Source organism: Streptomyces sp. NPDC047000, from assembly GCF_040644295.1.
In the GTDB taxonomy this organism is placed as follows: domain Bacteria; phylum Actinomycetota; class Actinomycetes; order Streptomycetales; family Streptomycetaceae; genus Streptomyces.
This window is the reverse complement of record NZ_JBEYWE010000038.1, coordinates 24,300-44,614: the sequence shown is the minus strand read 5'-3', so window position 1 is coordinate 44,614 and position 20,315 is coordinate 24,300. Positions and strand designations below refer to the sequence as shown.

Annotated in this window: 19 protein-coding genes; 12 read left to right on the top strand and 7 right to left on the bottom strand. The window is 72.6% G+C overall.

All coding sequences use genetic code 11. The features are described from left to right. Positions 1–58: 58 nt before the first annotated feature. The 3 genes from ABZ862_RS35230 to leuA form a co-directional block, all read right to left on the bottom strand. Positions 59–1,219: a sialidase family protein gene (locus ABZ862_RS35230; RefSeq protein ID WP_360967638.1), complete on the bottom strand. Its 1,161-nt coding sequence runs from the start codon at positions 1,217–1,219 to the stop codon at positions 59–61. A gap of 323 nt (positions 1,220–1,542) precedes the next feature. After that, positions 1,543–2,238: a TerB family tellurite resistance protein gene (locus ABZ862_RS35225; RefSeq protein ID WP_360967587.1), complete on the bottom strand. Its 696-nt coding sequence runs from the start codon at positions 2,236–2,238 to the stop codon at positions 1,543–1,545. Between the two features lie 196 nt (positions 2,239–2,434). Further along, complete coding sequence (leuA, locus tag ABZ862_RS35220; RefSeq protein WP_360967584.1) at positions 2,435–4,156, bottom strand: 2-isopropylmalate synthase; 1,722 nt, start codon at positions 4,154–4,156, stop codon at positions 2,435–2,437. Positions 4,157–4,520: 364 nt separating this feature from the next. Here leuA and ABZ862_RS35215 point away from each other — a divergent pair, with 364 nt between their 5' ends. From ABZ862_RS35215 to ABZ862_RS35165, 11 genes are all read left to right on the top strand, one after another. Further along, the gene (locus tag ABZ862_RS35215) at positions 4,521–5,591 is read left to right on the top strand and encodes a M4 family metallopeptidase (RefSeq protein WP_360967581.1); all 1,071 of its coding nucleotides are present in this window, start codon (positions 4,521–4,523) and stop codon (positions 5,589–5,591) included. 90 nt (positions 5,592–5,681) lie between these two features. After that, complete coding sequence (locus ABZ862_RS35210; protein WP_360967578.1) at positions 5,682–5,948, top strand: protealysin inhibitor emfourin; 267 nt, start codon at positions 5,682–5,684, stop codon at positions 5,946–5,948. 78 nt (positions 5,949–6,026) lie between these two features. Then, positions 6,027–7,349 (top strand): GH1 family beta-glucosidase, encoded by a 1,323-nt coding sequence (locus ABZ862_RS35205; protein ID WP_360967575.1) that lies wholly within the window; start codon positions 6,027–6,029, stop codon positions 7,347–7,349. Between the two features lie 141 nt (positions 7,350–7,490). Then, complete coding sequence (locus tag ABZ862_RS35200; RefSeq protein WP_360967572.1) at positions 7,491–8,564, top strand: PhoH family protein; 1,074 nt, start codon at positions 7,491–7,493, stop codon at positions 8,562–8,564. A gap of 14 nt (positions 8,565–8,578) precedes the next feature. Continuing rightward, positions 8,579–9,076, top strand: coding sequence for an rRNA maturation RNase YbeY (gene ybeY, locus ABZ862_RS35195; protein ID WP_360967569.1), 498 nt, complete (start codon positions 8,579–8,581; stop codon positions 9,074–9,076). Further along, positions 9,073–10,422, top strand: coding sequence for a hemolysin family protein (locus tag ABZ862_RS35190; protein WP_360967566.1), 1,350 nt, complete (start codon positions 9,073–9,075; stop codon positions 10,420–10,422). Before ybeY ends, ABZ862_RS35190 begins: the two co-directional genes overlap by 4 nt. After that, entirely contained in the window at positions 10,419–10,778 is a 360-nt protein-coding gene (locus tag ABZ862_RS35185) for an MmcQ/YjbR family DNA-binding protein (protein WP_360967563.1), read from the top strand. Before ABZ862_RS35190 ends, ABZ862_RS35185 begins: the two co-directional genes overlap by 4 nt. 134 nt (positions 10,779–10,912) lie before the next feature. Next, positions 10,913–11,266, top strand: coding sequence for a cytidine deaminase (locus ABZ862_RS35180; RefSeq protein WP_360967560.1), 354 nt, complete (start codon positions 10,913–10,915; stop codon positions 11,264–11,266). Between the two features lie 262 nt (positions 11,267–11,528). Continuing rightward, complete coding sequence (locus tag ABZ862_RS35175; RefSeq protein WP_360967557.1) at positions 11,529–12,002, top strand: hypothetical protein; 474 nt, start codon at positions 11,529–11,531, stop codon at positions 12,000–12,002. A gap of 185 nt (positions 12,003–12,187) precedes the next feature. After that, positions 12,188–13,534 (top strand): beta-xylosidase, encoded by a 1,347-nt coding sequence (locus ABZ862_RS35170; RefSeq protein WP_360967554.1) that lies wholly within the window; start codon positions 12,188–12,190, stop codon positions 13,532–13,534. 174 nt (positions 13,535–13,708) lie between these two features. After that, positions 13,709–14,824 (top strand): DUF916 domain-containing protein, encoded by a 1,116-nt coding sequence (locus ABZ862_RS35165; RefSeq protein WP_360967551.1) that lies wholly within the window; start codon positions 13,709–13,711, stop codon positions 14,822–14,824. Here ABZ862_RS35165 and ABZ862_RS35160 read toward each other — a convergent pair. Beyond that, positions 14,718–15,056, bottom strand: coding sequence for a P-II family nitrogen regulator (locus ABZ862_RS35160; RefSeq protein WP_360967549.1), 339 nt, complete (start codon positions 15,054–15,056; stop codon positions 14,718–14,720). The two genes, ABZ862_RS35165 and ABZ862_RS35160, sit on opposite strands and share 107 nt — an antisense overlap. Further along, positions 15,053–16,375: an ammonium transporter gene (locus ABZ862_RS35155; protein WP_360967546.1), complete on the bottom strand. Its 1,323-nt coding sequence runs from the start codon at positions 16,373–16,375 to the stop codon at positions 15,053–15,055. The genes ABZ862_RS35160 and ABZ862_RS35155 overlap by 4 nt, the downstream gene beginning before the upstream one ends. Positions 16,376–16,661: 286 nt before the next feature. Here ABZ862_RS35155 and era point away from each other — a divergent pair, with 286 nt between their 5' ends. Further along, positions 16,662–17,615 carry a GTPase Era gene (era, locus tag ABZ862_RS35150; RefSeq protein WP_360967543.1) on the top strand — a complete coding sequence of 318 codons (954 nt, stop codon included), beginning with the start codon at positions 16,662–16,664 and terminating at the stop codon, positions 17,613–17,615. A gap of 54 nt (positions 17,616–17,669) precedes the next feature. Here the strand turns inward: era and ABZ862_RS35145 are convergent, their stop codons facing one another. Continuing rightward, positions 17,670–18,746 (bottom strand): PfkB family carbohydrate kinase, encoded by a 1,077-nt coding sequence (locus ABZ862_RS35145; RefSeq protein ID WP_360967636.1) that lies wholly within the window; start codon positions 18,744–18,746, stop codon positions 17,670–17,672. 240 nt (positions 18,747–18,986) lie between these two features. Next, on the bottom strand, positions 18,987–20,282 hold the full coding sequence (locus ABZ862_RS35140) for a glucarate dehydratase family protein (protein ID WP_360967540.1): 1,296 nt from the start codon (positions 20,280–20,282) through the stop codon (positions 18,987–18,989). Positions 20,283–20,315 lie beyond the last annotated feature (33 nt).

Below are 20,315 nucleotides of genomic sequence, written 5' to 3'. Positions count from 1 at the left end.
GGGCTGCGCCCCCGGACCCCCGTCGCCCCGCTGCCCCACTGCCCCCCTGCCCCGTTGCCTACGCGGTGCCGCTCGTGAGGTCGGCCGGTCGCAGGCGGCGGAACTCGATCGTCTCGTACGTTCCCGTCGTGCCGGTCTCGTAGAGGATGCCGGTGGTGCGGTGGTCGACGGGGACGAGGTCGGAGTAGGCGGCGCGCCGGTCGGAGAGGGTCAGGGCCTTGGTGAAGGTGGCGCCGGAGTCGGTGCTGGTCCAGATCGCCATGGCGCGGCGGGCCGTGGGCACCGAGGGGGCGGAGAACAGCAGCGGGCCGTGCGGGAGCTGGAGGACGCTGCCCTGGACGACCGGGACGTCCGCCGGCGTGGGCTGCGCCCTGAAGGGGCGCTCCAGGGTCCGGCCCCCGTCGGCGGAGTAGCTGTCGAGGCGGTTGCCGGGGTTGCCGCCGTTCTGGTCGCGGGCGCTGAAGTAGATCCTGCCGTCGGGGAGTTCGGCGGCGGAGGACTCGTTGGCGTTGTCGAGGCCGTCGTAGGTGGTGTCGGTGAGGCCCAGCCGCCAGGTGCGGCCGCCGTCGTCGCTGTAGAGGGCGTGGGCGCCGTACCAGCGGGCCTCCTGGCCGGTGTCGGGCGAGCCGGGCGGCGGGGCGGCGGAGTGGTCGCAGGGCACCACCAGGCGCCCCGCGTGCGGGCCCCGGGTGAGGGCGACGGCGTGCCCGGGACCGGTGGCGTACCAGCGCCAGCCGGCGGGCTTGGCCTCGGCGGTGATGTCGCGGGGCGGGGTGAAGTGCCGGCCGTCGTCGGTGCTGCGCTGGACGAACACCCGGCGGCTCTGCTCCGGGGTGACCTCGCCGCGCATGATCTGCGCCTCGGTGACCGCGCCGCTGTTGTAGCTGGTCAGCAGCACGATGGCGCCGGTGCGCGGATCGACCACCGGCGCCGGGTTGCCCCGGGTGTCGCCGTTCCCGGCGGCGACGACCTGCTGAGGGCCCCAGGTGCAGCCGCCGTCGGTGGAGCGGCGCAGCACGACGTCGATGTCGCCGGTGTCCCCGGCGCTGTCGTGGCGGCCCTCGGCGAAGGCGAGCACGGTGCCGCGGGCCGTGGTGACGGCGGCGGGGATGCGGTAGGTGTCGTAGCCGCCGCTGCCCGCGGTGTACGGCACCGAGGACGTGCAGCCGCCGTCGGCGTGGGCGGCGGTGGCCGTGGTGCCGAGCGGGGCGGCGAGCACGGCGGCGCCGAGGAGGGCGCGGCGCAGGGAGGTACGGCTGAGGCGGATCACCGTCGGATGCTCCCCGCCCACCGCCCCCGCCACTCCGGCTACGCCGGCACGGACCGGGGCAGGAGGGCCGCCACCCCGCGGAAAGCCGCGGCACCGGCCGGGGCCTCACCAGCGGGGATCGGCACCGCCCCGGCCACCGACACCGGCCACCGCCCGCTCCGATCCGACAAGACCGACCGCACCGGCATCCGCCGTTCCGGAGACGCCGGCACCGGCAGGACCGGTGCCGGGCGTGCCCGCCGGCCCCGCGTCCGCCAGGACACGGGGCCGGGTCACGAGGGGGTGCGGGCGGCGGCCAGCAGGCGGGTGACGTCGGTGGAGCAGAGGGTGAGGGCGGCGCCCACGGTCGCGAGGACGTCGCGCTCGGCGGGGGTGTAGGGCCCGTCGGCGAGGGCGATGCGGGCGCCCTGGAGGAGGACCGCCTCGCGGCCCGCGGGGGCGAGGTGCGGGGCGAGCGGGTCGAGGGCCTCGTGCAGTTCGATGGCGAGGCTTGCTCCGGACGGGTGGTCGAAGATGCGGCCGTCGTCCGCGGCGAGCGCCTGGACCAGGGCGCCGAGCTGTTCCTCCGTGCAGTCGGGGAAGCCGGCGGCGCGGACCGTGATCACCGCCGCCTCCAGTGACGTACGGGCGCAGGCGCCGCCCGCGGCCAGCACGGCGAGGGCGACGGTGTGCACGGCGTCGCGCAGCATCGCGGAGAAGCGGCCGGTGGTGGGGTGGTCGAGGACGTCGGCGCCGTAGTGGTGGGCGCAGGCGGCGCACTCGACGACCGGTCCCGTCACCCCGCGCGGCACCAGGGGCACGCCCAGCAGGGTGAAGCGGCGGCGGCCGGTGAGGCGCTGGTAGTTGCGGTCGCCTCCGCAGCCGGGGCAGAAGAACTCACCGTCGCCGACCGGCGTCCACGCGGTGCGGGTCCCCAGGATGCGGGCGCGCCTGGCGGCACGGCCGTTTCGTCCCCGGACTGGCAGCACGTCGCACCTCCGTAACCCCGCGGCAACATCGCCGCGCTTGCGTGATGTTAGCCACAGGGACGGCGTGGAGTCATTACCCCGGGGAGACCTTTCCGTGACCTGCCCGCCCGAGGCGGCCGGTGGACGACCGGGCCCCGGCCGCCGTGCGAGGCGGCCGGGGCCCTGAAGCACCAGGTCGGAACGGGTGACTACGAGATCAGCGGGAGGCGCGGTTGACCGCCGACACGACCGCCTTCAGCGAGGCACGCGTCGTGTTCGCGTCGATGCCGATGCCCCACAGCACCTTGTCGTCGATGGCGCATTCGATGTAGGAGGCGGCCTGGGCGTGGGCGCCCTCGCTCATCGTGTGCTCCTGGTAGTCCAGCAGCCGTACGTCGACGCCGATGGAGCCCAGCGCGTCGAAGAAGGCGGAGATCGGGCCGTTGCCGGAGCCGGTCAGCACCGTGTCCTCGCCGTCCACGGTGGCCTGGACGGTCAGGGTGTCGACGCCGTCGGTGTCGGTGGTGGACTGGCCGGTGCGGACCTGGATCCGGCCCCACGCGTTGTCCGGGTTCGGCAGGTACTCGTCCTCGAAGGCCGCCCAGATGTCCTTCGGCGCGACCTCGCCGCCCTCGGCGTCGGTCTTGGCCTGGATGATCTTCGAGAACTCGATCTGCATCCGGCGCGGCAGGTCCAGCTTGTGGTCGTTCTTCAGGACGTACGCGATGCCGCCCTTGCCGGACTGGGAGTTGACGCGGATGACGGCCTCGTAGGAGCGGCCGACGTCCTTCGGGTCGATGGGCAGGTAGGGCACCGCCCACTCCAGGTCGTCGACGGTGACCCCCTTGGCCCTCGCGTCGGCCTCCATGGCGTCGAAGCCCTTCTTGATGGCGTCCTGGTGGGAGCCGGAGAAGGACGTGTAGACCAGGTCGCCCACGTACGGGTGGCGCGGGTGGACCTCCATCTGGTTGCAGTACTCCCACGTACGGCGGATCTCGTCGATGTCGGAGAAGTCGATCTGCGGGTCGACGCCCTGCGAGAACAGGTTCATGCCCAGGGTGACCAGGTCGACGTTGCCGGTGCGCTCGCCCTGCCCGAACAGGCAGCCCTCGACGCGGTCGGCGCCGGCCATCAGGGCCAGTTCGGCGGCGGCGACGGCGGTGCCGCGGTCGTTGTGCGGGTGGATCGACAGGCAGACGTGCTCACGGCGGGACAGGTTGCGGCCCATCCACTCGAAGCGGTCGGCGTGCGTGGACGGCGTCGAACGCTCCACCGTGGCGGGCAGGTTGAGGATGATCTCGCGGCCCGGACCGGGCTGCCAGACGTCCATGACCGCCTCGCAGACCTCCAGGGCGAAGTCCAGCTCGGTGTCGGTGAAGATCTCGGGGCTGTACTGGTAGCCGAACTCGGTCTCGGGGCCCAGCAGTTTCTCGGCGTACTCCATCACCAGGCGGGTGCCGTCGACGGCGATCTGCTTGATGTCGTCCTTGGAGCCGCGGAAGACCACCCGGCGGAAGACCGGCGCGGTGGCGTTGTAGAGGTGGACGACGGCGCGCCGGGCGCCCTTCAGGGACTCGACGGTCCGCTCGATCAGGTCCTCACGGGCCTGGGTCAGCACGGAGATCGTGACGTCGTCCGGGATCGCGCCCTCTTCCTCGACGATGGAGCGCACGAAGTCGAAGTCGGTCTGGCCGGAGGCCGGGAAGCCGACCTCGATCTCCTTGTAGCCCATCGCGACCAGCTGGTCGAACATCCGGCGCTTGCGCTCGGGCGACATCGGGTCGATCAGGGCCTGGTTGCCGTCGCGCAGGTCGGTGGAGAGCCAGCGGGGGGCGACGGTGATCCGGTTGGCCGGCCAGGTGCGGTCCGGGATGTCTACCTGCTCGTACCGGCCGTACTTGTGGATCGGCATGGAACTGGGCTGCTGGCGGTTCGCCATGATTGCGTGGGCTCCTCGGGGTGTCCGGCGTGACCGGTGGGACCGGCCGTCCGATGGGGACGGTGTCCGACGGGAACGGCCGACGAGGCAACACCGAGCTCCGCGGGGAGGGGGTCGGCCTACGACTACAGGCCCTCGCCGCGGCAGCTAAGGAGAAGCAGCCCGAAACGCATGATGCTCCGCAGCCTAGCCGAGCCGCGCCCGGTGCGCGGTTCCGTATCAGTATGCGGGACCGCGCGGACCAACAGGACAAAACGTGCGCCATACCACTCTCCATCACAGACGCATGTCAAATGTCCGGTTTTTTCATCAATCATGATGGCCGGTAGTGACAGCGGGATAGCCCAGTGCCAAGGTGCGGTGCATGACGACCAACGGGGGCTTCGAGCCCGTCTTCTGCACGATCGTCCCGCCCCACGTCCTCGACCAGCTCGCCCAGCAGGACGACCCGGCCGTGTCCGGCCCCGCCCGCGCGTCCCTGGAGCACGACGCCTACCAGCGCACCCACCGCCGCCTGACCACGGTGATCGGCGCGACCGCCCTCGCGGCACCGGGCGCCGGCGACGGGGGCCGCCCGCGGCGCACGATCTACGACGCCGGGCACACGCAGAACCTGCCCGGCAGCGAGGTCCGCGCCGAGGGCTCCGAGCCCGGCCAGGACGCCACCGTCAACCGCGCCTACAACGGGCTCGGCGCCACCTTCGAGCTCTACCGGAAGGTCTACGGCCGGGACTCCATCGACGGCCAGGGCCTGCCGCTCGACGCCAGCGTCCACTTCGGCGAGAACTACGACAACGCCTTCTGGAACGGCGAGCAGATGGTGTTCGGCGACGGCGACAACGAGATCTTCCTCGACTTCACCATCCCCGTCGACGTGATCGGCCACGAGCTCACCCACGGCGTCACGCAGTACACCGCCAACCTCACCTACTTCGGGCAGCCCGGCGCGCTCAACGAGTCGCTGTCCGACGTCTTCGGCTCGCTGATCAAGCAGTACGCGCTCGGCCAGACAGCCGCCGAGGCCGACTGGCTGATCGGCGCCGGGCTGCTCGCCCCGCGCGTCACCGGGGTCGCCCTGCGCTCCATGAAGGCGCCGGGCACCGCCTACGACGACGACGTCCTCGGCAAGGACCCGCAGCCCGCCACCATGGACGGCTATGTGCGGACCGGCCGGGACAACGGCGGCGTCCACCTCAACTCCGGCATCCCCAACCACGCGTTCTACCTGGTCGCGGCCGAACTCGGCGGCCACGCCTGGGAGCGGGCGGGCCAGATCTGGTACGACGTGCTGACCGGCGGCAAGCTGAGGAAGGACGCCTCCTTCGCCGACTTCGCCAAGCTCACCGCGGCGGCCGCCAAGGCCCGTTACGGGGAGGGCACGGAGTCGCAGGCCGTGCTGAAGGCCTGGGAGCAGGTCAAGGTCCACACCAAGTAGCAGCGGCCCACCGTGGGAGCGCGCACCGTGCCGGAGCGCCGCGGGCAGGCGCCGTGGCACGGTGCACCGTCCCGTACTAGACAGGTATCCATGCGTATCGAAGTGCGGCGTACGGGCGGGTTCGCGGGTATCGAGCGGCGCGCCGAGGTGGACACCTCGGGGCGCCCCGACGCCCGCGCCTGGCAGGAACTGGCCGGGCGGGCGCTGGCGGCCGGTTCGCCCACCCCGCCGGCCGGGGTCCCGGACGGCTTCGGCTACCGCGTCACGGTCGACGGCCGGACGTTCTACGCGGCCGACCCGCACCTCACCGAGGCACAGCGGGAGCTGATCTCCAGAGTGCTGCGGGAGGGTGCGTGAGGGGGCGTCCGGGGCACGTAACGCGTAGGTGACGCAGGGGCGTTGACTTCCGTCACCGGGGGTACGGATGATCCGCCCATGCCGACTGACCCGTACGCGTCCCGGACCGCCCCGCCCCGCTTCCCGGACGGCTTCCTGTGGGGCGTGTCGACCTCGGCCCACCAGATCGAGGGCGCCGCCGACCTGCGTGAACCGTCCGTGTGGGACACCTTCACCGCCGCGCCGGGCCGGGTGAAGGACGGCAGCACGGCGGCGGTGGCCTGCGACCACTACCACCGCTACCGGGAGGACGTCGCCCTGCTGGCGGACCTCGGGGTGAACGCGTACCGCTTCTCGGTCTCCTGGCCGAGGGCCGCCTCCCCCGGCGGCCTGGACTTCTACGACCGCCTGACCGACGAGCTCTGCGCGGCCGGCGTCCGCCCGGTCCCCACCCTCTACCACTGGGACCTCCCGGCCGGACTGGACTGGCTGGACCGCGACACGGCGTCCCGCTTCGCCGACCACGTCTCCCGCGTCGCCGCCCGCCTCGGCGACCGGATCACCCGGTGGATCACCCTCAACGAACCCGCCGAGCACACCCTCCTCGGCCACGCCCTCGGCGCCCACGCCCCCGGCGGGCGGCTCCTCTTCGACGCCCTCCCCGCCGCCCACCACCAGCTCCTCGCCCACGGCCTGGCGGTACGGGCCCTGCGCGCGTCCGGCGCCGCGGACATCGGCATCGCCAACAGCCACGGTCCGACCTGGCCGGCGTCCGGCGACCGCGCGGACATCGAGGCCGCCGACTTCTACGACACCCTGCTGAACCGCCTGTTCGCGGACCCGCTCCTCCTCGGCGCGTACCCGGCGGGCCTGGGCGACCTGATGCCGGGCGACGTGACGGCGGACCTGGAGGTGATCTCCGAACCCCTCGACTTCTACGGCGTGAACTACTACGCCCCCACCCGGGTCGGCGCCCCGCAGGGCACGGAGATCGAGTTCGGCGGCCTCACCCTGCCCGCCGAACTCCCCTTCACCGTCCTGGACATCGAGGGCGTCCCGGTCACCGACTTCGGCTGGCCGGTGGTCCCGGAGGGTCTCACCGAGCTGCTGACCGGCTTCCGGGACCGCTACGGCGACCGCCTCCCGCCGGTCGTCATCACCGAGAACGGCTGCTCCGGCGACGGCCTGGACGACCAGGACCGGATCGCCTACCTCGACGGCCACCTCCGCGCCCTGCACCGCGCCCTGGAGGCGGGCGTGGACGTGCGCGGCTACTTCGTCTGGTCCCTCCTGGACAACTTCGAATGGGCCGAGGGCTACACCCGCCGCTTCGGCCTGGTCCATGTCGACTTCGGCACGCTGGCCCGCACCCCGAAGGCGTCGTACGGGTGGTACCGGGACTTCCTGCGCACCCAGCGCTGAGCCGCCGCGCGAGGGCCCGCACCCGGACGGGGAAAAGTCCTACGGCGATGTCCCTCCCCCGTCGTACTCTGGGAAACGCGAGGCCGTTCCTCGGAGGTGCGGCCGTGACGAGGAGGAACCGCAGGCCTTCAGCGCCGGCCCATGACTCAGACACCCACAGCCCGCACCCCTGCTCAGGGGCAGGCGAGAGCGCAGTTCACGGTTCCAGCCCAGCATCCGATGGTCACCGTGCTGGGATCAGGCGACTCCCTGCTGCGCGTCATCGAGAAGGCCTTCCCGGCGGCCGACATCCACGTCCGGGGCAATGAGATCAGCGCGGTCGGCGACGCGGCGGAGGTCACGCTCGTCCAGCGGCTGTTCGACGAGATGATGCTGGTGCTGCGCACCGGGCAGCCGATGACGGAGGACGCGGTGGAACGCTCGATCGCCATGCTCAGGGCGAGCGGGAACGGGACGAACGACGGCCAGGAGACCCCGGCCGAGGTACTGACGCAGAACATCCTGTCCTCCCGCGGCCGCACCATCCGCCCCAAGACGCTCAACCAGAAGCGCTACGTCGACGCGATCGACAAGCACACGATCGTGTTCGGCATCGGCCCCGCCGGTACCGGCAAGACGTATCTGGCCATGGCCAAGGCGGTCCAGGCCCTCCAGTCCAAGCAGGTCAACCGGATCATCCTGACCCGGCCGGCCGTGGAGGCCGGGGAGCGGCTGGGCTTCCTGCCGGGCACCCTCTACGAGAAGATCGACCCCTATCTGCGGCCCCTGTACGACGCGCTGCACGACATGCTGGACCCGGACTCGATCCCGCGGCTGATGGCGGCGGGGACGATCGAGGTGGCCCCGCTGGCGTACATGCGCGGCCGGACCCTGAACGACGCCTTCATCATCCTGGACGAGGCGCAGAACACCAGCGCCGAGCAGATGAAGATGTTCCTCACCCGGCTCGGGTTCGACTCGAAGATCGTCGTCACCGGTGACGTGACCCAGGTCGACCTGCCCTCGGGGACGAAGTCCGGGCTGCGGCAGGTCCAGGACATCCTGGAGGGGCTCGACGACGTCCACTTCTCCCGGCTGACGTCCCACGACGTCGTACGGCACAAGCTGGTGGGCCGTATCGTCGACGCGTACGAGCAGTACGACAGCCAGCACGGCACGCAGAACGGCACGCAGCACCAGGGCGGCCGGGGCAGGGCCGGGCACAAGGGGAAGTAGACAAGCGCAGCCTCATGTCGATCGACGTCAACAACGAGTCCGGAACCGAGGTCGACGAGCAGGCGATCCTCGACATCGCCCGCTACGCCCTCGCCAGGATGCGCATCCACCCGCTCTCCGAGCTCTCGGTGATCGTGGTGGACGCCGACGCCATGGAGCAGCTGCACATCCAGTGGATGGACCTGCCCGGCCCCACCGATGTGCTGTCCTTCCCGATGGACGAACTGCGTCCGCCGTCGAAGGACGACGACGAGCCGCCGCAGGGCCTGCTCGGCGACATCGTGCTGTGCCCGGAGGTCGCCACGCAGCAGGGCGCGGACGCCCCGACGCGGCACTCCATGGACGAGGAGCTCCAGCTGCTCACCGTCCACGGAGTGCTGCACCTGCTGGGCTACGACCACGAGGAGCCCGACGAGAAGGCCGAGATGTTCGGCCTTCAGGCGGCCATCGTGGACGGCTGGCGCGAGGAGCGGGGCGTCACGGGCCCCTCCCCGGCGCCGACCGTGTCATGAGCCCCCAGCTGATCACCGGCGCGGTCCTGCTGATCGTCGTCGCCTGGCTCGCCGCCTGCGCGGAGGCGGGCCTGGCCCGGGTCTCCAGCTTCCGGGCCGAGGAGGCGGTCAGATCCGGCCGCCGCGGCGCCGCGAAGCTGGCCCAGGTCGCCGCCGACCCGACGCGCTACCTCAACGTGGCGCTGCTGGTCCGCGTCATGTGCGAGATGGCGGCGGCGGCACTGGTCACGTACGCCTGTCTGAAGGAGATCCACAGCACCTGGCAGGCGCTGCTCGCCGCGCTCGGTGTGATGGTCCTGGTGTCGTACGTCGCCGTCGGCGTCTCCCCGCGCACCATCGGCCGCCAGCACCCGCTGAACACGGCGACCGCAGCGGCGTACGTGCTGCTGCCGCTGGCCCGGGTGATGGGCCCGATCCCCTCGCTGCTGATCCTCCTAGGCAACGCGCTCACCCCCGGCAAGGGCTTCCGGCGCGGCCCGTTCGCCTCGGAGGCGGAGCTGCGCGCGATGGTGGACCTCGCGGAGAAGGAGTCGCTGATCGAGGACGACGAGCGCCGTATGGTGCACTCGGTCTTCGAGCTCGGCGACACCCTGGTGCGGGAGGTCATGGTGCCGCGCACCGACCTGGTGGTGATCGAGCGCTACAAGACGATCCGCCAGGCCCTCACCCTCGCCCTGCGCTCGGGTTTCTCGCGGATCCCGGTCACCGGCGAGAGCGAGGACGACATCGTCGGGATCGTCTATCTGAAGGACCTCGTCCGCCGGACGCACATCAGCCGCGAGGCCGAGTCGGACCTGGTGTCCACGGCGATGCGGCCCGCGTTCTTCGTACCGGACACCAAGAACGCCGGTGACCTGCTGCGCGAGATGCAGAAGGAGCGCAACCACGTCGCCGTCGTCATCGACGAGTACGGCGGCACGGCCGGCATCGTGACCATCGAGGACATCCTCGAGGAGATCGTCGGCGAGATCACCGACGAGTACGACCGCGAGCTGCCGCCCGTGGTGGAGCTGGGCGAGGACCGGCACCGGGTCACCGCCCGTCTCGACATCACCGACCTCGGCGAGCTGTACGGGTTCGAGGAGTACGACGACGAGGACGTGGAGACCGTCGGCGGGCTGCTGGCCAAGGCGCTGGGCCGGGTGCCCATCGCGGGGGCGTCGGCCGTCGTGGAACTGCCCGACGGGCGGGAGCTGCGGCTGACGGCGGAGGCCGCGGCGGGACGCCGGAACAAGATCGTGACCGTGCTGGTGGAGCCGGTCGTCCCCGCGGAGCCGGACACGGCGGACGGCGACCCGGGCCGGGAACGGGCACGGGAGCGGGAGAGGGAACGGGAGGCACCGTGACACCCCAGGAGCTGCGGGCGTTCTGTCTGTCCTTCAACGCGGCGCAGGAGGACTTCCCCTTCAACCCCGAGACGTCCGTGTTCAAGGTGCTGGGCAAGATGTTCGCCCTGACGGGCCTGTCGGCGCGGCCCCTCACGGTCAACCTCAAGTGCGACCCGGAGGACGCGGTACGGCTGCGCGACGAGCACCAGGGCCTGATCGTGCCGGGGTACCACATGAACAAACGCCACTGGAACACGGTCACGGCGGACGGCGCCCTCCCCGACCGGCTGCTCCGCGAACTGATCGAGGACTCCTACGACCTCGTCGTCGCGGGCCTGCCGAGGGCGGAACGCCTGCGCCTCGACCGCCCGTGACCGGCGCGGGGTGCGGCACGCAGGCCGCCGGGGGGTGCAGAACCGAGCCGGCCTGCGGCTCCGCCGCGCGGGTGCGGCCGACCACGGCGCACCCGCACCCGCCCCGCGGCCGGAGGCCCCCGTATCCTCGGCTCATGACCGACAGCAACGCACTCGACCCCGAGGACCGCAAGATCGTCACCCTCGCCCGCTCGGCCCGCGCACGCAACCACGTGCCGGAGGGCGCGGCCGTCCGCGACGAGACGGGGCGCACCTATGTCGCCGGCAGCGTCGCCCTCCCCTCGCTGCGGCTGAGCGCCCTGCAGACCGCGGTGGCGATGGCGGTGGCGTCCGGTGCCACCTCGCTGGAGGCCGCGGCCGTGGTGACGGAGGCCGACGGCGCCGCCGAGGCGGACCTGGCGGTCGTACGGGACCTCGGCGGGGCCGGGACACCGGTGCTGCTGGCCGGCCCGGACGGCGTGGTACGGAAGACCGTCAGCGCCGATTGACCCGGCACCGGAACCCCGGTGCACCGGCATCCGGAACCCGGCTGAACCGCCCGTGGCGCCCTCGCACAGGTCGGCCTGATTTCGTCCTTGCCGTAGCCGGTCCCCCGCGCATCAATGGGGACCGGCGGATCCGACGGGCCGTCAGAAACCCGCACCCGCGCGCAGCGTGACCGCACCCACCTGCCGCGGACGTCCCGCCGGTACGCCACTCCCGCCACCCCCCACATGGCAGTCCCGACACGGGAAGGGAGCTCCAACCCCTATGAAAAGCAAGCGAATCGCAACAGGTGCGGCACTTGCGGCGGGGGCCCTCGCGGTCACCGGCCTCGCGTTCGCCCCCACGGCGGCAGCCGTCAGCCCGACGTCCGCCACCGTCACGGCGAGCTGCGGTCTCTTCGGCGGCGGCAGCGCCACCCTCACGGCCACCCAGAGCGGCACCTCGGCCACCCTCACCCTCTCCTCGACGGCGATCACCACTCCGCTCGCGCTGTCGGCCAACTCGATCGCGTCCACGCTCACCATGGCCAAGGCGAGCGGCGGCACGTCCGTCTTCAGCGGGACCGTGAACCCGGCCATGGCCGCCGGTTCCGCGGTCACCGTCGGCCCGCTCCCCGGCACCGTGGCCGCCGGCGACAGCCTGGACATGCACGGCGGCTCGCTGAAGATGGTGATCTTCGGCATCACCGTCACCTGTACGGCGAACGCCGCCCAGTCGCCGGGTCCGTTCGTGTTCTGATCCCCGGCCCCACCGCACCGCGCCTCCCCGATGCGGCAGGAGAACGTGAGACGGCCATCGATCTGATGATCCGTCAGTTCTCCTGCCGCATCTCCCTTGACTTCTCACCCCGGCTCCACATCAATGGCCCCCTGCCTGGGCGCAGAAGAGCCGCTGCGCACGCATCCCTTCAGGAGGGGGCAAGGATGGGTTCGAAGGGTCGGACCCCCTGGAGGTCCAGGGGATCCCGAAGACGGCGTCTGATACCGCTGCTCGGCGCGGCCGTCCTCGCGGTCACGGCGAACGGCGCGCTGGCCTGTCCGGCCGGCGCGACGGGCACCGACGTGGACTACGCGACGCACTGCATCCCGCCGGCGATCGCGGGTCTGCCGCCGATCGACGGCACCACCACCGCGAACATCTCGGTGGACAAGGAGAACGCCAAGGTGGGCGACACGGTCACCGTGACCTACACGGTGGTCAAGCCCGCCGCCAACAATCCCACCGATCTGGCCCTGCCGGCCGACATCATGACGCCCACCGGCACGGTGGCCCTCGGCGGCGCGCAGAGCGGCGACGTCACGGTCACCGGGCCCAAGAAGAACGACCCGGTGCCGGGCAAGGGGGTCTTCCCCTCCTTCTCGATGACCGGGACGTTCACCGTCACCCACGCGGGCACGATCACGCTCTCGCCCGGTGACTACAACATCCACACCAGCTACATCCTGGAGCTGGACACCCCGTGCACGGTGACGAACCCGCCCGCACCGGTCTCCGAGAGCATCACGGCGACCGACGCGACGCAGCCCAACACCCGTGCCATCAGTCTCGGTTCGGCCTCCGGCAAGCCCGGTGACAGTGTGACCGTCACCGGCAGCGACTTCACGCCGGGTGCCACCGTCACCCTCGCCGGGCGGTCCGGGGCGACCCAGACCGCGGACACGGCGACGGTGACCGCCACGTCCACGGGCACCTTCAGCGGTGCGCTCACCGTCAACGACAGGAGCACGACGGGGATCGTGGCGTACGAGGGCGCCGCGTGGAGCGACGCCAAGGGCGCGGGACCCGCCGCGTACACCGTCGTCGACGACACCCCGGTGCCCGCCGGGAGCCAGCGGCTGACCACCACCGTGAAGGCGGGGACGCTGTCCATGTCCCAGGCCGGGGACGCCGTCTCCCTCTCGGCGGTCGACTTCGGCCAGGGCGGGGCCTCCACCGGGAGTCTGCAGACGGTGACGGTCAAGGACTTCCGCGGTGGGCCCGCGGGCTGGTCCCTGACCGGCAAGGTCACCGACTTCAGCGGTCCCGGCGCCACGATCGATGCCGGGAAGCTCAGCTGGACGCCTGCCTGCGGTACGAAGGCGGGCAGCCCGAGCACCTGTCAGGCCGGTTCCGCGGGCCCGGTGGGCAGTTCGGGGGCGACCCTCGCCTCGACGCCCAACGGCGCGCTCACCGGCGGTGAGTTCACGGCGGACGCCCGGCTCTCGCTGGACGTACCGGCGTTCACACCTCCGGGGTCGTACTCCGGCGTGCTGACGCTCACGCTCACCTGACGGCACCGCACCGTCCGCACCGCACCGTCCGCACCGCACCGTCCGCACCGTGCACGACGCACCGTCCGCAACGCCGTCGTGCCGGGCGGCCGGGCGGCCGGCCCACCGGCCCGCACCCGCCCGTCCGCCCCGGCACCGCCGCACCCGTCGCGACGTCCACAGGGGTCCGCACCCATGCGCAAGCCGTACGTCCTCCCCGCACCGCTCCAGTTCCTGCTCCGGTCCGTGCCGCTTCTGTCGCTGCTGCTCCTGCCGGTGGTGGCCGCCGTTCCCGCCCGCGCCGCGGACAACGGGAGCTGGTCGGTCTACCCCGCCGCCTCCGCCGTCGCCGCGCGGCCGTACTTCTACCTCTCCGCCGATCCCGGCCAGACCCTCGAGGACAAGGTGGTCGTCGCCAACAGGACGGCCCGGCCCCTGACCTTCCGGCTCTACGCCGCCGACGCCTACAACACCGCCCGCGACGGCGGGTTCGCGGTGCGTACGGCGAAGGAGCGGATGCGGGGCGTGGGCGCGTGGGCGCGGCCCGCGAAGTCCCGGGTGACGGTCCCCGGGCACGGGTCGGTCACCGTGCCCTTCACGCTGAAGGTGCCCGAGGGCGCCGAACCGGGCGACCATCCGGGGGCGATCGTCGCGCTCGACGAGCGGGTCGGCAAGGGCGGCGGCTCCCTGGCGCTCGGCGTGCAGCGGGCCGTCGGCGCCCGGGTCTACCTCAAGGTCGGCGGGCCCGCGGTGCCCGCGATCGCTGTGGAGAACGTGCGCGTCAGCCACCACCAGCCCCTGGTGCCCGGCCTCGGTGCCAGCACCGCGACGATCTCCTACACCCTGCACAACACCGGCAACGTCACCCTCGGTCCGGTGGTGGAGCTCAGGGCACGGGGCCTGTTCGGCCGGACGCTGCTGGCCCGGCACCTGACCCGCGTCCCCGCCGAACTGCTGCCGGGCCAGCGGGTCCGGCTCAGCGAGCCGTGGCACGGGGCGCCCCAGCTGGACCGGGCCGACGTCACACTGACGGCGCGCGCGAAGGGCACCCGGGAATCGGGCGGCGCGTCGTTCCTGGCGCTGCCGTGGCTGGTGGTGGCGGTGGTGTTCGCCGCGGGGGTGGCCGCCGGGGCGCTGCTGGTGCGGGCCCGCCGGAGCGGCGGGCGGCCCCTGACGGCGTTCCGGCGCCTGGTGGCGCGGCCGTTCAGAGGGCGTCGGGGCCGCGTTCGCCGGTCCGTACCCGTACGACCGTCTCGACGGGCAGCGCCCACACCTTCCCGTCCCCGATCTTCCCCGTCTGCGCGGCCCTGACGATCGCGTCGATGACGTCCTCGCCGTCCGCGTCGGAGACGACGACCTCGATCCGGACCTTGGGCACGAGGTCGACGCGGTACTCGGCGCCGCGGTAGACCTCGGTGTGGCCGCGCTGACGGCCGTAGCCGCTGGCCTCGGAGACGGTCAGGCCGTGCACGCCGAGCTCCTGGAGGGCGGTCTTGACCGCGTCGAGGCGGTGCGGCTTGACGATCGCGGTGATGAGTTTCATGCCGGGGGCGTGACCTTCTGGGTGAGGGACGGGACCGCGTGGGCGGCGGAGGCGCCGACCGGGGCACCGTGCCCCAGGACCCCGTGATCGTAGGCCGTCTCGGCGTGCACCGTAAGGTCCAGACCGGTGTACTCGTGCTCCTCGTCCGCCCGCAGGCCCACCACCCGGTCGAGCACCCGCCCGATGCCGTACGTCATCGCGAACGCGTACGCCGCCACGGCGAGCACCGCCACCAGCTGCCGCCCGAGCGGGGCGAGCCCGCCGCCGTAGAGGAGGCCGTCGGCGTGGCCGGTCATGGCGGCGGTGGCGAACAGGCCGATGAGGAGGGTGCCGACGACGCCGCCGACCAGGTGGACGCCGACGACGTCGAGGGAGTCGTCGTAGTTCAGCCTGAACTTCCAGCTCACCGCGTACGAGCAGACGACCCCGGCGGCGAGCCCGACGACGAGCGCGCCGAGCAGGGAGACCACGCCGCAGGCCGGGGTGATGGCGACGAGACCCGCGACCGCGCCGGACGCGGCACCCAGGGTGGTGGGGTGGCCGTCACGTTTCTGCTCGACGAAGAGCCAGCCCAGCAGCCCGGTGCAGCCCGCGGCGAGGGTGTTGAGGAAGGAGGCGGCGGCGAGGCCGTCGGCGTGCAGGGCGGAGCCCGCGTTGAAGCCGAACCAGCCGAACCACAGCAGTCCCGCGCCGAGCACCACCATCGGCAGGTTGTGCGGACGCATGGCGTCCTTCTTGAACCCGAGCCGCGGTCCGAGGACCAGGCAGAGCGCGAGCCCGGAGGCGCCGGAGGTGATCTCGACGGGCAGTCCGCCGGCGAAGTCGACGGCGCCGAGGTCGTGCAGGATCCAGCCGCCGGGGCCCCAGACCCAGTGGGCGACCGGAACGTATACGAGGAGTGTCCACACGGGCACGAAGACCAGCCACCCCGTGAACTTCGCCCGGTCGGCGACCGCGCCGCTGATCAGGGCGGCGGTGACGATCGCGAAGGTGAGCTGGAAGGAGGCGAACAGCAGGGTGGGGACGGTGCCCGTCACGCTGTGCGGGCCGATGCCGCTCATCCCGGCGTGCGCCAGGGTGCCGATCAGGCCGTCGCCGGCGTCGGCGCCGAAGGCGAGCGAGTAGCCGGCCGCCAGCCACACCACCGTGACCAGGGCGATGGACACGAAGCTCATCATCAGCATGTTGAGGACGCTCTTCGTGCGGACCATGCCGCCGTAGAAGAGGGCGAGGCCCGGGGTCATCAGCAGGACCAGGGCGGTGGCGGCGAGCAGCCAGGCGGTGTCGCCGGTGTCCAGGTGCGCGGCGGCGAGGGTCACGGTCACTCCAACCGGGAGGGGGCTCGTCCGAGGGTCACCGGCGCGCGTTTCCTGTCGCGTACGGGGATGTTTCCGCCGCGTTTCATTGCGGACGGGTTTCCGGGATCTCACCGCGCGGTGTGCGGAAGCTCACCACCCGGGCCTGCCGGGGCCCGCCGCGCGGCGGGCCGGCGGGCTCCCGGCCGACGGGTGCGCACGAGGTCGGCGGGCCCTCGCGCCGCCGGTGCGCAAGGGGCCGGTGGGCTCTTGTCCGGGGGAGCCCGTGACATCAGGGACAATGGGCGGCATGAGCGTGCGCAGCCAGACTTCCGAGCAGCCGGCCGAGGCGGTCCACCGGGCGGGTTTCGCCTGTTTCGTGGGCCGGCCCAACGCGGGCAAGTCCACCCTGACGAACGCTCTGGTCGGGCAGAAGGTGGCGATCACCTCCAACCGCCCCCAGACCACGCGGCACACGGTACGGGGCATCGTGCACCGGCCGGACGCGCAGCTGATCCTGGTCGACACCCCCGGCCTGCACAAGCCGCGCACCCTGCTGGGCGAGCGGCTGAACGACGTGGTGCGCACCACGTGGGCCGAGGTCGACGTGATCGGCTTCTGCCTGCCCGCGAACGAGAAGCTCGGCCCCGGTGACCGCTTCATCGCCAAGGAGCTGGCCGGGATCCGGAAGACCCCGAAGATCGCCGTCGTCACCAAGACCGATCTGGTGGACTCCAAGACGCTCGCCGAGCAGCTGATCGCGATCGACCTGCTCGGCAAGGAGCTGGGTTTCGAGTGGACGGAGATCGTCCCCGTGTCGGCGGTCGGCGGCAAGCAGGTGGATCTGCTGGCCGACCTGCTGGTCCCGCTCCTTCCGGAGGGGCCGATGCTCTACCCCGAGGGCGACCTGACCGACGAGCCCGAGCAGGTCATGGTGGCCGAGCTGATCCGTGAGGCCGCGCTGGAGGGCGTGCGGGACGAGCTGCCGCACTCCATCGCGGTGGTCGTGGAGGAGATGCTGCCCCGCGAGGACCGCCCCGCGGACAAGCCCCTCCTCGACATCCACGCCAACCTCTACATCGAGCGGTCCAGCCAGAAGGGGATCATCATCGGCCCCAAGGGCAGCCGTCTGAAGGAGGTCGGCATGAAGTCCCGCAAGCACATCGAGGCGCTGCTGGGCACGCCGGTCTTCCTCGACCTGCATGTGAAGGTCGCGAAGGACTGGCAGCGCGACCCCAAGCAGCTGCGCCGCCTGGGCTTCTGAGCCGCTCCTGATTCCCGACGGGCCCGCCGTCCGCCGCTCCTGTTCCCCGTAGGTCTACACCGGCGTGCGGAAGCCGATCGTCGGCACCGCGCGCCGCAGCGGCCACGGGCGGACCGGTTCGCTGGCGACCAGCCCGGCGAGGAAGGCGTAGCGCTCCAGCGCGGCCGGGTCCTGGCCGGCGAGGGAGCGGACCTTGCGCCACCAGGCGCCGATCTCGGCCCAGCCCGGCGCGGAGAGGGAGCCGCCGAACTCCTGCACGGACAGCGCGGCGGTGAGCCCGGCGAAGGCGAGCCGGTCGGCGAGCGGCCAGCCGGCCAGGGTGCCGGTGACGAAACCGGCCACGAACACGTCGCCGGCGCCGGTCGGGTCGAGGGCCTCGACCTCGATCGCGGGTACCTCGGCGCTCTCGCCGGTCCTGCGGTCCACGGCGTAGGCGCCTTCCGCGCCCAGGGTGACCACGGCGAGCGGGACGTGTTCGGTCAGCGCGTGGGCGGCGGCGCGCGGGGTGGCGGCGCCGGTGTAGCGCATGGCCTCCTCGGCGTTGGGCAGGAACGCCTCGCAGTGCGCCAGATCGGGCAGCCCGGCCAGGTCCCAGGCGCCGGTGTCGTCCCAGCCGACGTCGCCGAAGATCCGGGTGCCGCGTGCGGCGGCCTGCGCGACCCAGGGGTCCCGCCGGCCCGGGGTGAGCGAGGCGACGGCGGCGCGGGCGCGCGGCGGGCAGACCGGGGCGGCCGGGCCGGGCGGCGGCTCGTGGCCGTGCGACACCATCGTGCGTTCGCCCTCGTACGCCATGGACACGGTGACGGGGCTGTGCCAGCCGGGCACGCGGCGGGACGGGACGAGGTCGATGCCCTCGCCCTGTTCCAGGGCGTCCCAGCAGTAGTCGCCGTAGTGGTCGTCGCCGAAGGCCGCCGCGAGGGACGTCCTCAGGCCGAGCCGGGCCAGCGCGGTGGCCATGTTGGCCACGCCGCCGGGGCTGGAGCCCATGCCGCGCGCCCAGGACTCGGTGCCGCGCACCGGGGCGGAGTCGAGGCCGGTGAAGACGATGTCGAGGAAGACGGTGCCGGTGAGGTAGACGTCGCAGGGCGGGTCGTCGGAGGTGCGCAGGTCCGCGAGGGGGTCGACCGGCAGGGCGTCCGGACCGGGTCCGAAGACCCGGGAGGGCGTACGGGAGCCGTGGGTTTCCTGTGGCGCGGACACGTGCACTCCTGACAGATGGTGCGGTTCAGGCCAGTGTGCACCACGCCGCCCGCGGGGGTACGGCGGTCGTGCCGGGGCCGCCCGGACCGCGCCGGACGGTCGCCGGGAGCGGCAGGGAGTGCACCGGGACCTGTCCCGGGGAGCTGGGCCTGCCCCGGGGAGAACAGGAGGTTACCAGCGGGGCACGGACGGTGCGGCCCATTCCGGGTCGGCGGCCCGCATGGCCGCCGCGTCGTCGCGGTCGCGCAGCGAGCCGTCGTCGGCGGCCCACCGGCGGTGCAGGAACTCCAGCCGGTCGCGGTCGAGTTCGACGCCGAGGCCGGGTGCGTCCGGGACGGTGACGCGGCCGCCGTCGAAGGTGACGCGCTCGGTGAGGACGTCCTCCTGCTGCCAGGGGTAGTGGGTGTCGCAGGCGTGCCTGAGGCCGGGCACGGTCGAGGCGACATGGGTCATCGCGGCGAGGGATATCCCGAGGTGGGTGTTGGAGTGCATGGACACCTCGACCCCGAACGTGCGGCAGACGGCGGCGAGTTGCTGCGTGTTGCGCAGTCCGCCCCAGTAGTGGTGGTCGGAGAGCACCACCTGGACGGCACGGCGCGCGAAGGCCTCCTCGATCTCCGGGAACGTCGTCACGCACATGTTGGTCGCGAGCGGCACGTCGGTGCGCAGCGCGACCTCGGCCATCGCCGGGGTGCCGAGCGCCGGGTCCTCCAGGTACTCGAGGACGTCCCGCAGCGCGTCCGCGACCTTCACGGACGTGTCCACGGACCAGGCCCCGTTGGGGTCGAGCCGCAGCGGCCGCCCCGGGAACGCCCCGGCGAGGGCGCGGACGGCGGCGGTCTCCTCGTCGGGCGGGAAGACACCGCCCTTGAGCTTGAAGGAGGTGAACCCGTACCGCTCGGTGAACCGCCGCGCCTGCGCCACGATCCCGTCGGGGTCGAGGGCGGGTCCCCAGTCGTCGCTCTCGGCGGTGACGCCCGCGGGGTGGGCGCCCCAGCGGTAGAAGAGGTAGGCGCTGTACTCGACGCTGTCGCGGAGCTTGCCGCCGAGCAGGGTGTGCACGGGCAGGCCGAGCGTCTTGCCGAGGGCGTCGAGGCAGGCGACCTCGAAGGCGGAGAGGACGGACAGCCGCAGCTTGTCGGCGGTCTGCACGCCGCGCAGCCCGCCCACGTCGACCCGCTCCGACACCCGTGACCGGTCGACGGCCACCTGGTCGGCAAGCTGGTGGAGGCCGTTCAGGTCGCTGACCCGCCGCCCTGTCAGTGACCGGGCGAACGGCCGTGCCAGCTCGAGGTACTTGGTGTCGCCGTAGGTCTCCCCCACACCCGTCACGCCGTCCGCGGTGACGATCTCCACGATCAGCCGGGGCGTGTACGGCTGGTGGACGCCCTGGGTGTTCAGCAGGGGCGGGTCGGCGACCAGGATCGGCGTCAGCCGGGCCTCGGCAATCGTGAGGTCGGCGGTCACGGGGCGGCTCCAGGGTCTCGGCGGTCGTCTTCC

What these genes read in the sequence shown, in the direction of transcription:
- leuA (WP_360967584.1), bottom strand. Translation starts at nt 4,156, where the DNA reads ATGGCGAACCGCCAGCAGCCCAGTTCCATGCCGATCCACAAGTACGGC.
- ABZ862_RS35215 (WP_360967581.1), top strand. Translation starts at nt 4,521, where the DNA reads ATGACGACCAACGGGGGCTTCGAGCCCGTCTTCTGCACGATCGTCCCG.
- ABZ862_RS35210 (WP_360967578.1), top strand. Translation starts at nt 5,682, where the DNA reads ATGCGTATCGAAGTGCGGCGTACGGGCGGGTTCGCGGGTATCGAGCGG.
- ABZ862_RS35205 (WP_360967575.1), top strand. Translation starts at nt 6,027, where the DNA reads ATGCCGACTGACCCGTACGCGTCCCGGACCGCCCCGCCCCGCTTCCCG.
- ABZ862_RS35200 (WP_360967572.1), top strand. Translation starts at nt 7,491, where the DNA reads ATGACTCAGACACCCACAGCCCGCACCCCTGCTCAGGGGCAGGCGAGA.
- ybeY (WP_360967569.1), top strand. Translation starts at nt 8,579, where the DNA reads ATGTCGATCGACGTCAACAACGAGTCCGGAACCGAGGTCGACGAGCAG.
- ABZ862_RS35190 (WP_360967566.1), top strand. Translation starts at nt 9,073, where the DNA reads ATGAGCCCCCAGCTGATCACCGGCGCGGTCCTGCTGATCGTCGTCGCC.
- ABZ862_RS35180 (WP_360967560.1), top strand. Translation starts at nt 10,913, where the DNA reads ATGACCGACAGCAACGCACTCGACCCCGAGGACCGCAAGATCGTCACC.
- ABZ862_RS35175 (WP_360967557.1), top strand. Translation starts at nt 11,529, where the DNA reads ATGAAAAGCAAGCGAATCGCAACAGGTGCGGCACTTGCGGCGGGGGCC.
- ABZ862_RS35170 (WP_360967554.1), top strand. Translation starts at nt 12,188, where the DNA reads ATGGGTTCGAAGGGTCGGACCCCCTGGAGGTCCAGGGGATCCCGAAGA.
- ABZ862_RS35165 (WP_360967551.1), top strand. Translation starts at nt 13,709, where the DNA reads ATGCGCAAGCCGTACGTCCTCCCCGCACCGCTCCAGTTCCTGCTCCGG.
- ABZ862_RS35160 (WP_360967549.1), bottom strand. Translation starts at nt 15,056, where the DNA reads ATGAAACTCATCACCGCGATCGTCAAGCCGCACCGCCTCGACGCGGTC.
- era (WP_360967543.1), top strand. Translation starts at nt 16,662, where the DNA reads ATGAGCGTGCGCAGCCAGACTTCCGAGCAGCCGGCCGAGGCGGTCCAC.